At 65.3% G+C, this 13,402-nt stretch carries 3 protein-coding genes and 2 pseudogenes; 4 read left to right on the forward strand and 1 reads right to left on the reverse strand.

Features of this window, described 5'->3' with window-relative positions:
- Positions 1-357 precede the first annotated feature (357 nt).
- From ACFYR0_RS35670 to ACFYR0_RS35685, 4 genes and pseudogenes are all read left to right on the forward strand, one after another.
- Positions 358-3,999: a LamG-like jellyroll fold domain-containing protein gene (locus ACFYR0_RS35670; RefSeq protein WP_389337820.1), complete on the forward strand. Its 3,642-nt coding sequence runs from the start codon at positions 358-360 to the stop codon at positions 3,997-3,999.
- Positions 4,000-4,113: 114 nt separating this feature from the next.
- Positions 4,114-11,136 (forward strand): DddA-like double-stranded DNA deaminase toxin, encoded by a 7,023-nt coding sequence (locus ACFYR0_RS35675; RefSeq protein WP_389337823.1) that lies wholly within the window; start codon positions 4,114-4,116, stop codon positions 11,134-11,136.
- 40 nt (positions 11,137-11,176) lie between these two features.
- Complete coding sequence (locus tag ACFYR0_RS35680) at positions 11,177-11,713, forward strand: Imm1 family immunity protein (protein ID WP_389337825.1); 537 nt, start codon at positions 11,177-11,179, stop codon at positions 11,711-11,713.
- 206 nt (positions 11,714-11,919) lie between these two features.
- Positions 11,920-12,270, forward strand: a pseudogene (locus tag ACFYR0_RS35685) (transposase); the annotation flags it as partial.
- Between the two features lie 16 nt (positions 12,271-12,286).
- On the opposite strand, the pseudogene ACFYR0_RS35690 reads toward ACFYR0_RS35685, so the two are convergent.
- A pseudogene (locus ACFYR0_RS35690) lies at positions 12,287-13,327 on the reverse strand (IS110 family transposase); the annotation flags it as partial.
- Between the last annotated feature and the right edge of the window lie 75 nt (positions 13,328-13,402).

The raw sequence follows: 13,402 nt of genomic DNA on the forward strand, positions 1-13,402 counted from the left end.
CCGTGTTGGTCCGGTTCGCTCGTTTGCACCGTCGCGTGCTTCCCATTGGCGCTGGCCGATGGGGTAGCTGGTAGGAGCGGGTGCCCGGTGGATGAAGGAGGTGAGGGGCGGGGACGTGTCGGCCCATACTCCGAGTGCGCCGAGGGCGCTCCCCCCAAAGCCGGCCTTTGTGTTTGCTGTGCGGAACATCGGTAATGGTTGTATGGAACATCGGCGATTCTTTTCACAGCTGATGTGGCGTCAGTTTTGTTCGTGCAAGTACCCACTTGAGCTGATTCCTTCCTCTTGATCGTTTCCTTACTCGATCTCTAACCTGCCTCAACTTGTAGGTTTTCGCGGGCAGTTGGGGTTTGGACTATGACAGTGGGGGAGTACCGGCGCCGCTTGCGGCGGCCGGTCTCAGGTGCGATCGGGGCCGCGCTGTCCGCGGCTGTGGTCGCCGGTTTGCTGGGCGGCAGCTCAGCCATGGCGGGTGCCGCCGAGGGGAACGGCGGTGCTGAGTCGAGCGTCGGCGCGTCCTCCGCACAGTCGGCGGATGATGGGGCCGAGAGCCGTTCGTTCTGGGAGGACGACGGGCTTCCGGAGGAATCGCCGGAGCTCAAGGCCTCCCGTAAGGCGGCCGAGACCGGCCGACGGGTCGTGGTGCAGGGGTTGACGACGGAGACGAACCAGGTCTTCGCGAATCCGGACGGTACGTTCACCGCGGAGTCCTCCTCGGTGGCGGAGCGCGTGCGCAACAACGGCGTGTGGACGCCGGTGGACACCAGCCTCGTCCGGCAGGCCGACGGCACCCTGGCCCCGAAGGCCGCGCAAGAGATGACCTTGTCCGGCGGCGGCGCCGACGAGCCGTTGGTGCGGCTCGAGCGGAACGGGCGGGCCTATGAGGTGTTCTCGCCGTGGCCGCTGCCGGAGCCGGTGCTGGACGGCTCGCACGCCGTGTACAGGCAGGTGCGTCCGGACGTGGACCTGGTGGTGCAGGTTCTGCCGGACGGCTTCACCCAGAACCTCGTCGTGCACACCCCCGAGGCCGCGGCCGCCCTGGGCAGCATCGACTACCCGGTGCGCACCGAAGGCCTGCAGACCCGCACCGTTGACGGTGTGACAGCGCTGGTCGACGAAGGCGGCCGGCCGTCCTTCATCAGCGGCTCCCCTCTGATGTGGGACTCACCCACCGACACGAACGCCGGACCCGCCACCATGATGGGCTCGGCCAGCCCAGCGGATGACGCCGACACATCCGCCGCGGTCGACCCGGTCGACGCAGTCACCCCGGACACCCAGTCACGCACCGCAGTGGCAGATGCGACCCTGGCCGCCGACCGGCTGACAGTGGTGCCGGACCAAGACTTCCTCACCGACCCCGACACCTCCTACCCGGTCGTGATCGACCCGCCGACCGTGTCCGCCAAGCTGACCGGCTGGACCACGCTGTGGTCGAACCTGTCCACGACCTCGTTCTGGGGCACCAGCCACGCCCTCGGCGTCGGCTACGACGCCTACGTGGACAACAAGAAGTCCCGCGCACTGTTCCAGTTCGACACCCGGGCGGTAGCCGGCAAGAAGATCCTCGGCGCCGACTTCTCGGCCTACGAGATCTGGTCCGCAAACTGCACCAAGCAGGACATTCAGCTGTGGCGCACGTCCACGATCAGCTCGGCCCGCACGTGGTCGAGCCAGCCGTCGTGGCAGGCGCTTGTGGACACCGTGTCTGCGGCCAAGGGCTTCTCCTCCTCCTGCCCGGACGGCTCGGTGGAGTTCGACGCCACCGCGGCCGTGGCCTACACGGCCAAGGCCAAGAGCACCACCACCACGCTGGGCCTGCGCGCGGACGAGAGCGACCCGCTCGCGTGGAAACAGTTCATGTCCCCCAAGGACGACCGCGTCACCGCCGAGCGCATGCCCAAGCTGTCGATCACGTACGTCAGCGTCCCGACCGCAGCACCGTCGTATGTCAAGATCTCGGATCCGAACATCGCCTGTTCGGCCTCGAGCTCCGCGCCCTACATCCGGGACACCACCCCTCGGTTCACCGCCACCCCGACGTCAGCGGACGGTTCGCAGGCGGTGCTGCGCCCGCAGTTCGAGCTCTACACAGGCAGCAGCACGACCCCCAGCCAGACGCACCTGCCCACCGCGTGGACCGCGAGCGGCACTGCCGGCACGTGGCAGCCGACCCTGACCAACCAGCAGACCTACCACTTCCGCGCCCGCACGCAGTACAAGGTCACCTACGACGGGACGACGCAGTACCTGTACGGCCCCTGGTCCGCTTCCTGCTACTTCAAGATCGACAGTATGGGCCCGCCCGAGCCCACGGTGACGTCGGTGAACAACGTCTATCCGGAGTGCGCGGAGACGACCTGCGGCGGCTCACCCGAGACCGGCAGCGTAGGCATGACCGGCGAGTTCAAGATTGCTGTCGCCGCCACGGATGTGCGCCGCTACGTCGTCGAGCTGAACGGCCTCATGATCGATGACACCACCTACAGTACAAACACCGCCAGCCACACAGTCTCCGTCACCCCGACCCAGCGGATGACGAACACGCTGCGAGTGTGGGCGTACGACGCTGCCGGCAACCGAGGCACGACCAAGGACTACCTGTTCAAGGTCGCCAAGCCGGCGCCGCCGGTCGGGGCCTGGTCGCTGGACGAGAACAGCGGCACCACCGCTGCCAACGCTCGGGGCGCAAGCCACCCGCTCGCCTTGAACACCGCATCCTGGGCGGCCAAGGGCCGTAACAAGGCCGCATGGCGGGGCACGGGAAGCAGCTACGCGGCCACTGCCAGCAGGGTCGTGGACACCACGGGCAGCTTCTCCATCTCCGCTTGGGCCAGGCTGTCGCGTACCGACCTGATGAGCACAGTCGCCAACCAGAACGGCGTCAACGTCGCCGGGTTTGCTCTGTACTATTCGCCCTCGGTGGGCAAGTGGGTGTTTAACCGCTACGACCAGGACGCCTCCTCCGGCGCGACCATCGTGCGGGCGACCTCCACCACCTCTCCGGTGGAGGGGGCGTGGACGCACCTGCTGGCCGTGTACGACCGGGAACTCGAGCACCTGCGCCTGTACATCAACGGACAACGCGAGGCCATTGTCCCCTACACCGTGCCGTGGGCGGCCAACGGCCCGTTCGAGATCGGACGCACGAAGGGAACGGCCGGCCCCGCCGCCTACTTCAACGGCGATCTGGACCAGATCGAGGCGTACAACCGGGTCGTCTTCCCCGACGAGCTGTCCGACCTGGTGAACATGGAGAACCCCACCACCGGACTGCCCCAGGCCGAACTGCTCGCCCACTGGAAGATGGACGAGCTCTCCGGCACCACAGCCACCGACGCCAGTGGCCGCGGCCACACGCTCACCTTGCAGCCCGGCGCAAAGTTCACCACGACCGATGACTCCGATCGCGGCAATGCCGTCGAGCTCGATGAAGCCGCAGGCGGTCATGTCACGGCCACCGTCCCGATGGACGAGTCCGGCAGCTTCACGGTCGCAGGATGGGTCGATCTCGAGGCCCAAGGCCGTCTGGATGACACCACCCGCACACACTCGCTCACGGTGATCGCCCACCCCGGTGTCGCGGGCAACTCCTTCCGCCTGTGGTACCAGCAGGAGGCGGGACAGGCGGCAGGCGTCTGGAACTTCGGCAGCTATCAGACGGACGCCATTGCCACGCGCTACAAGGTTGTGTCTTCCGACGAGGTGAACGCCCCGACCGGCTGGGTGCACGTCGTCGGGGTGTACGACTCGGCCAAGCAGACCGCCAAGCTCTACGTCAGTGGCGGGCGGGAGGGCCCGGAGGAGGGCGTCTTGATCGCCAGGACCTTCCAGCCCACGGGCCCGCTGATGATGGGTCGCTCCCGTACCAGCGACGGCACGTTGGGCAATTCCCTGCCCGGCCTGCTGGACGACATGCGCGTCTACACCGGCGTGCTGTCGGAGCAGGACATCACTCAGTTGGCGACGGTTGACGAGCCGCCGATCGACATCGGCTGACCGACACATCACACCCGCTGCACCCTCGTGGGGTGCAGCGGTGATCCCTCGCGGTGTGCCGGGCCGTTCCCGGCCCGGCACACCGTTTCGTTTGACGACTGAAGGAACCCCACTGTGAACAGGCGCAGATTCGCGCTGTCCTCGTGGTCATGGCAGCGGGCGGGCAGGCGCAGACTGACAGCGGTCAGCCTTCCCGTCACCGCAGCCGTGATCGCTACCCTGCTCGGTGCCGCCCCCGCCCAGGAGGCCGCCGGCCGCAGTCACACGAAGCTGCCCGAGCCGGAGTACGGCAGGGCTGCCGTCTTCAAGGCCAAGGCCGACAAGAGCACCGACCCGGCCGTCGCGGCCGCAGCCAGGACCCGCAAGCAGGCCGCCGCCAAACCCCTCTGGCCCACCCCCGGCTCCGCGACCGTGGAACTCTCCGCAGCCGCGGGCCGCATGGCCAAGGCGAGCGGCCTGCCGGTGAGTCTGGCCGCTCCGGCCCAGCCCCGGATTACCACCAAGGCCAAGGCCAGGCAGACCCCGGCAGGGCGTGCCCCCTCCCGGGCCAAGGTGACCGTCGCCGACCGCAGGCTGGCGAAGAAGCTGGGCATCGAGGGCCTGGTGCTGTCCGTGCAGCGCTCGGACGGCAGAACCGGCGCCTCCAGCATGTCGCTGAGCGTGGACTACAGCGGTTTCGCGAACGCCTACGGCGGCGCCTGGGCCTCGCGCCTGCGCGCCGTCGAACTGCCCGCCTGCGCGCTGACCACGCCCGGCAAGCCGCAGTGCCGCACCTCCAGGGTCCTGCCCACCAGCAACGACGCCGGGAACGGCACCCTCACCGCGCAGGTCACGACCCGCCAGGCCACCAGCGCGGCCGCGACGACCACGGTCGTGGCGCTGGCCGCGGGAGCCTCCTCCGACCAGGGCAGCTACACGGCCACCCCGCTGTCGGTGTCCTCCACCTGGGCGGGCGGCGGCTCCAACGGCGACTTCACCTGGTCCTACCCCATGGACGCGGTCCCCGCCCCGGCCGGGTCGAGCCCGTCCGTGTCGCTGGGCTATTCCGCGCAGAGCGTCGACGGCCGCACCTCCGCGACTTCCGGCCAGCCGTCGTGGGTGGGAGAGGGCTTCGATGTACCGAATTCGTACATCGAGCGTTCCTACGCCTCCTGCGACGACGACGGCCAGAACGACAAGGCGGATCTGTGCTGGAAGGAGCACAACGCTTCCGTCGTCCTGAACGGCAAGTCCAGCCCGCTGATCAAGGACGCGAACGGCTGGCACCTGAAGAACGACGACGGCGAGAAGGTCACCCTCGCCACCGGCGCGGTCAACGGCGACGACGGCGACATCGGCACCGGCGGCGACCAGGGCGAGCACTGGACCATCACCGCGACGGATGGCACGCAGTACGTGTTCGGCAAGAACCGCCTGCCCGGCTGGTCCGACCACGGCACCGCCGCCGACGACCCGGTCACCAACTCCGTCTGGGTCGTTCCCGTCTTCGGCGACGACACCGGCGAGCCCGGCTACTCCGCCGGCACCACCTTCGCCAACCGGGCCAAGCTCCAGGCCTGGCGCTGGAACCTCGACTACGTCGTCGACCCGCACGGCAACGTCACCAGCTACTGGTACTCCAAGGAAGGCAACTACTACGCCAAGAACGCCTCCACCGGCAACGGCACCTACTACCACCGCGGCGGCTGGCTCAGCCGCATCGACTACGGCCAGCGCTCCGACTCCGTCTACACCAAGCCCGCAGCCGCACGTGTGAAGTTCACCGTCGCCGAGCGCTGCATCCCGGTGTCCGGCGGAGAGTCCTGCACCAGCCTGACGTCCACGAACAAGGCCGCCTGGCCCGACGTGCCGTTCGACCAGATCTGCGCCGCCAGCACCGTGTGCACCGACCGCAACGCGCCGTCGTTCTTCACCCGCAAGCGGCTGACCGACGTCACCACGCAGGTGTACAAGGGCACCGGCACCGGCGTGGACACCGACTACCGCGACGTCAACGCCTGGCACATGGAGCACTCCTTCCCCGATCCGGGCGACGGCTCCGCACCAGGCCTGTGGCTGAAGAGCATCCAGCACACCGGCAAGTCCGGATCCACCCCGATCACCCTGCCGGCGGTGACCTTCTCCGGTGTCCAGATGCACAACCGCGTCGACAAGACCGGCGACGACGTCGTGCCGTACATCAAGTGGCGTGTGCGTGAGGTCAAGTCCGAGACGGGCTCGGTCCTTACGGTCAACTACTCCAACCCTGAGTGCATAGCGGACACCAATCTGCCCACCGCGCTCGACAAGAACACCAAGCGCTGCTTTCCCGTCAAGTGGATCCCGCCGACCAACCCCACCGGCGGTGAGGACCCGCAGCCGCGCACGGACTTCTTCCACAAGTACGTCGTCACCCAGGTCCTCGAATCCGACCCGACCGGCGGCGCACCCCTGAAGGAGACCAACTACACCTACACCGGCGGCGGCGCCTGGGCGTACGACGACCAGTCGCCCATCTCCCCGGCGAAGTACCGCACCTGGGGCATCTGGCGCGGCTACAACACCGTCACCACCACCATCGGTGAAGCCTCCGGCACCCGCTCGAAGAGCACCGCGCTGTACTACCGCGGCATGCACGGCGACAAACAGACCGACGGCACCACCCGCACCGAGACGATCACCGACTCGCAAGGCGTGGCCAAGACCGACTCCGAGCAGTTCGCCGGCCAGCTCCGTGAACAGATCACCTACAACGGCACCACCGGTGCCGAGGTTGCGGCCACCGTCGTCACCCCCTGGTCACACCAGACCTCCAGCGACAGCCACTCCTACGGCACCGTCCGCGGCCACATCGTGCGCACCGGCACCGAGGTCAAGCGCACACGGCAGAACGACGGCACCTACATCACGGCGAGCACCTCGAGCACCTACGACACGACCAGCGGCATGCCGCTGACCGTCGAGACCGATGCGGGCGGCACCAAGAACTGCACCCGCACCTGGTACGCCACCAACACGGCTGGATGGATGCTGACCTACCCCAAGCGCATTGAGGTGGTCTCCACCGGTTGTCAAGCAACTCCCAACCGCACCAACGACCCCGACACGACGGACCTTATCTCAGACGTACGCAGCGCGTACGATAACCAGGCATACGGCGCAACTCCAGTCAACGGTGATGTCACACGCTCTGAGCGTCTCACGGGTTACGCCGCGGATGGAGCCGGCCAGTACACGACGGTCAGTACTGCCTCGTTTGATGCCCTGGGACGGCCCACCGACAGCTGGAATGCCAAGGGCATCAGAACGAAGCACATCGACTACACCCCGGCCGATGGTGGTCCCCTTACTCAGACGGTTGAGACGAACGCCAAGGGCCACGCCGTCACCACCAATCACGCCCCAGACTGGAGTGTTAACACAGCCAGCACGGACCCCAACGGCAACCGCACCGAACTCGCTTACGACGCACTTGGCCGCCTTACCGATGTGTGGCTGGCGGACCGTGACCGCTCGGCCGGGCAGACGCCCAGCCGTAAGTTCGAGTACAAGGTGCAGTCCGGCGCAGCCTCCTGGGTGGCCACCAAATCCCTCAACAACGACGGCACCACTTACCAGACCGAATATGCAATCTATGACGCACTAATGCGACCCCGGCAGGTGCAAAGGCCAGCTGCCACCGGCACCGGCCGTGTCATTTCCGAGACGAAGTACAACACCCGCGGTCTGGCCGTAGAGACCGCTGCGGATTTCATTGACACCAAGGCACCTAGCGGTGCCCTGGAAGTGCTGACCACGGCCTCACCTGGCGGGACCGTGACCACGTACGACGGCGCAGGCAGAGCCACGGTGCAGGTGAACCTGGTCAATGGTCAGGAGCATTCACGAACCACGACCGCCTATGACGCCAATGCCACTACGGTGGAGCCGCCCACCGGCGCTTCCGCAGTGCGTGAGCAGTTCGATGGTCGAGGGCGCCTGGTTGAGAAGCGTGAGTACGACGGAAACCGTGTCACTGCAGCCTACATGGCGTTCCGCTACACCTACGATCATGCAGACCGCCTCAAGACCGTCACGGACGACGACGGCAACACTTGGTCCTACGGATACGACTTCCTCGGCCGACAGTCCACCGCGAATGACCCCGATGCTGGACAGTCCATTAGCAAGTACAACGAACTTGACCAGGTCGTGGCGGCAACCGACGCGCGCAACAGAACGCGGGGCTACACCTACGACGAACTCGGTCGACGGACGGCCCTGGTTGACGGGGAGGTGCCAGTTGTAGGCGGAACGCCCACCCCGGACGACGCGAAGATTCTGGCCCGATGGTCCTACGACACCATCGCCAAGGGACACCTCACCTCCTCAATTCGATACGTCGGCGGCAAGAGCGGCGATGTGTATGCCAAGACCAATGCCGACTACGACAAGCTCTATCGGGTGCTCAAAGAGCAGTACACGATCAGCACAAAGGAAGGAGCTCTGGCTGGCACCGGCTACTACATCATCAACAACGTCTACAACCTCGACGGCACCCTGCAAAAGCGCTCAATCCCGGCCATGGGAGGACTGGCTGCCGAAACCCTCACCTACGGGTACACGCCCACCCGGCTCCCTGACGCCCTTCAGGGTCTGACGGGCGTTGTCCAGAACACGGACTACCTCCCCGCCGGTGAGCACATCCGCACCACCCTTGGCGTGTCCTCCGCCGCCGACTGGACCGACGTCAACTACACCTACGAGGACGGCACTCGCCGCCTGGCTCGCCAGACTGTTGTCTCCGAGACTCATACCGGAACAGACGCTGACGTCTACTATCGCTACGATCAGGCTGGCAACCCGGCCGAGATCGACGACCGCTCCACGAGCCCCGGCGACAAGCAGTGCTTCGCATACGATGGCCACCGGCGCCTGAAGATCGCCTGGACCGCTGTTGGCGACTGCACAACCGCTCCCGGCAGTTCCACCGTCGGAGGCCGCGCACCTTACTGGCAGAGCTTCGCCTACGACTCTGCGGGGAACCGCGAGACTGCCATTAACCACCTTGCGTCAGGCGGTCCCGCCACTACCACCTACACGTACAAGACTGCAGGCCAGACCCGCCCGCACGCCCTTGACTCAACGGTCACCAGTCAGGCCGCAGGCACACAGACGAGCAACAGCTACACCTACTGGGAGAACGGAGCCACCAGGACCCGTAACCTCAACGGCACCACCCAGACGCTTAACTGGAACGTCGAAGGCAGTCTGGAATCGGTGACCGAAGCCAGTGGTGCCGCCACCACGTTCCTTAACGATGGCGACGGCAACAGGCTCATTCGCCGGGATCCTAGTGGTACCACCCTCTATCTTGCCGAGACCGAACTGCGTCTTGACAAGGCAAGCGGCAGCGTTACGGCCACCCGCTACTACACCCACGCGGGTCAGACGGTGGCGATGCGCACCCCAAACGCCCTGGTCTGGCTGTTCACCGACTACCACGGAACAGCCAGCCTCCAGATCGACGCCGCCACCCAAGTTCTCACCCGCCGCCCTACCAAGCCGTTCGGTGAAGACCGCAGCGCGAAGCCCACCAACTGGCGCGGAGAGAAGGGCTTTGTAGGAGGCATTGAAGATCCGACCGGCCTTGTTCACCTCGGAGCCCGCGAGTATGACAGAGACAACGGGCGGTTCGTCAGCGTTGACCCGATTGGCGACCTCAAGGACCCGCAGCAGATCAATGGATATGCCTACAGCAACAACAATCCAGTCGCCTTCTCGGATCCCACGGGGCTGCTACTCGCCTGCGGCGGCGGGGAGCCTGACTGCCCGAGCGGTGGCGGTGGCGGCGGCAGCGGGGGTGGCGGCGGCAGTGGCGGCAGCTCCTCTGGCGGAATGTCCACCATGGGGAGCGCCAACTATGCCTCCAGCGGAGGCGGTGGGTGCAGCGGAGCTATCGCTGACAAGGCATGGGTCCCGTCGTGTGCGTCACAGGAACCGCCGGATCCTCGGGCCAAGGGCGATTGGAAAGACGGGGTCGCCGGCCTAGGCGGCAGCGCCGTGAGCTGGTTGGACTTCATCGAAAAGGCCACGGAGCCGTGGTGCTGGTTTGGTGCCGATTGCGGCATAAAGGATGCCTATGAAGGCATAGTCGAATCTCATGGAATAGATACAGATTCCCAAGCGTATCAGAATACCAGAGATGCGGCTGATGCGCTTTCCATGGTTGCGAATCTGGGCGGTCTCTCGAAGGGGATTGCCCAGCGTATGATTCGCGGGGCGCTCACAAGATCCTGCAAGTGCTTCCTCTCTGGAACCAAGGTCGCTATGGCCGATGATTCCAAGAAGAACATCGAAGACGTTGAACTCGGCGATAAGGTCCTCGCTACTGACCCCGAAACGGGGCGCACAGTGAGTGAGGAAGTTACCAGCGTCATCGTCACCGAAGATGACAAGAAGTTCAACGAACTCTCCATCTCAACCAAGATGGGAACGGGAAAACTCGCTGCGACGCACGAGCATCCGTTCTGGTCACCGGCTAAAGGGGCCTGGGTCCCGGCTGCCAAGCTCAAAGCCGGTATGACGCTGCTATCTAATGACGGAAGCGCGGTTGAAGTAACCGCAAATCGCTCCTATGTCAAGCATAGTCGCACCTTTAATCTCACAGTAGACGCACTTCACACGTTCTATGTGCTAGTCGGTAAAACGCCGGTCCTGGTTCACAATTCAAATTGCCCGGCGTGGGCCAAGAAATACATGGATTCGCTTCCGAAGCGGAGTGATTCAAACAAGACGACCACTGGAGGGCTCTTCAGTTCGGATGGTACAGAGCTTGCCCCTCAGATTTCCTCAGGGCGGTCGCGGACGAGTAGCGATATCCAGGACTATCTAGCCGAACGAGGGGTGGCTATGCCTGGGTCGCGAGGTCAGGGAGAGCATCCCAGTGTCACCCACGTGGAGACCAGGTATGCGTGGCTCATCAGGAACCGGCTGAAACAGAAGAATACTGTAGTTGTCATCAACCACAGTGGTGGGATATGTAACGGCGACTACAATTGCCTGACAAGCGTTCAGGCTATTCTTCCAAAGGGGTATAGGATGGAGGTATGGTTCCCAGGTGAAGGAGGGCCAGCCATGATCCCCCTCATTGGAAATGGCCCACCCCACACCGGATGATTTGACCGCTCCGGCTCGTCGGCGTAAAGTTTGGAGCATCATGATTCTTAATGTTGCTTCAGGTGGCCGCCGGTGGTGCGCGGAAACGGACGCCGAGATTTCGGCTGTCGTAGCCGAAGTTATCTCTTCTCTGCGAGGATGGGACCGTGAGAGTGAATGGGTGTCTCCTGGCACGAATGCATGGTTTTCCTGGTCGGATCACCGGATTGTGGACCCTGCAGACATGCCTACCAACACTCTCATAGTCTCGCTGAATAAGGAGACCGGCTACGGCGGACTTATCTGGTTCGTCACCGCGGAGTACCCAGGAGCCGAAGAAGACGAAGTCCTCGCAAATATCTGGGTCTCGGATAACCCGCACCCACCGAGTGGCGAGACGGAGGTTGTTGCTGAACCCGGTGAGCCATACTTCTTTGAATCTCGCAGCGTGCTGCTGATCGACGAGGTCAAGGCGGCTCTCGACGAGTTTTGTCGCGTGCGCACAGGAATGCGTCCTGAGTGTGTGCAGTGGACTCCGGGGGAAGTGAGTGGAAGGCGTGCAGACCGGGAGGAGGAAGAAGTGCTCCACGACTTCTGAGGCTGACGTTCAATTTCGTGGGTCACTCGGCCTGTGGAGCTGGCGTTCTTCCCGGGGCAGCGGAGGCGGCCGTTCTTCACGCTTCGAGATGTTGAGTAGAGGTGTGTGAGGAACGGTCGCTGCTCAGCAGTTGTCTGCTGAAGCTTCCCCCAAGGCCGGGTAGTTAGAGGCCGTTTCTAATGGCGTGCTCGCTCGTTGAGCCGTGCATGACTGATCTAGTGGAGCGGTTGGTGCCGGACGAACTGTGGACGCTGTTCCGGCGGGTGGTCCCGTCGACGGAGGTCATACGCCCGCAGGGCGGCGGGAGACGGCGGGCCGGGGACCGTGAATGTCTGGCAGCGATCATCTTCGTGGCCACCTCGGGCTGCACGTGGCGGCAGCTGCCGCCGGTGTTCGGGCCGGCCTGGCCCACCGTCTACCGGCGCTTCGCTCAGTGGAGCCGAAACCGCGTCTGGGCCCGGCTGCACCGCGTCATCCTCGACGAGCTCGGCGCCCGGGGCGAGCTGGACTGGTCGCGGTGCGCGATCGACTCCGTCAGCGTCCGGGCGGCAAAAGGTGCCTCTATGGCTTTCGTCAAGCCGTAGCCGGTGTGGGTGGTTGGTAGAAGGTGCCGTCGCGGAGCATGGCGAACAAGACGTCGATACGGCGTCGGGCGAGTGCGACGAGGGCGGCGATGTGGTGTTTCCCCTCGCGGCGTTTGCGGTCGTAGTAGGCGCGTGACTCGGGCTGGGAGAGCGAGGCGAACGCGGCGAGGTAGAAGGCCCGTTTGAGCTGTTTGTTGCCGCGCCGGGAAGGGTGTTCGCCGCGGATGGAAGAGCCGGAACTGCGGGTCACGGGTGCGAGGCCGGCGTAGGCGGCGAGGTGGCCGGCGGTGGCGAAGCCGCTGCCGTCGCCGACGTCGATGAGGATGCGGGCGGCGGTCCTGATCCCGATGCCGGGCATTGAGATCAGGACCTGGGAAAGAGGGTGGGCCTCCAGGAGTTCCTCGATGCGGGCGGCAAGGAGTCTGCGCTGGTCAAGGACGGACCGGAGGGAACTGGCAAGGCTGGGGACGATCAGCGCGGCCGCGTCGGTGCCCGGGACGACGACGGTCTGTTCATCGAGTGCGGTGAAGATGTCCTCGACCAGCCGCTCGGCCATCCGCGGCGCCTTGGGACGTATCAGGGCCAAGAGGCGACGGCGTCCGGCCTTGCGGATCTGGGCCGGGGAGCCGAACTGGTCCAGCAGTCTGAGCACGGCCGGGTGCTGGATCCGCGGGCCCAGGACGCGTTCCAGGGACGGGTGGATCTGGGTGAGCAGGCCGCGAAGCCGGTTGGCGATCCGGGTGGACTCGCCCGCCAGGTCGTCGTCGAACCCGGCGATCATCGAGAGCTCGGCAACGGTCTCGTCCGCGGGATCGATCGTCCTCAGGGTATGGGGCATCGCTCTGGCGGCGTCCGCGATGATGAACGCGTCGCGGGCGTCGGTTTTCGCCTCCCCGGGATAAAGATCGGCGATCCGCCGCATCGTGAGTCCGGGCAGGTAGGCGACCTGGCATCCCGAGTCTTGGGCGACCGCCAGCGGCAGGGCCCCGATGGAAGCCGGCTGGTCGACGACCAGGGTCTTTGAGAAGTGATGTTGTGTCCGGGTTCGTCATGCCAGGCCGAGGGCGGTGAGGGGCCGCAGGTGGTTTCGGGCGGTGTGGCGGAG

It is taken from the genome of Streptomyces sp. NPDC005017 (assembly GCF_042873115.1).
Lineage (GTDB): Bacteria > Actinomycetota > Actinomycetes > Streptomycetales > Streptomycetaceae > Streptomyces.

Excerpts from the sequence above, each read along its gene's own strand:
- ACFYR0_RS35680 (WP_389337825.1), top strand. The coding sequence starts at position 11,177 with ATGATTCTTAATGTTGCTTCAGGTGGCCGCCGGTGGTGCGCGGAAACG.
- ACFYR0_RS35670 (WP_389337820.1), top strand. The coding sequence starts at position 358 with ATGACAGTGGGGGAGTACCGGCGCCGCTTGCGGCGGCCGGTCTCAGGT.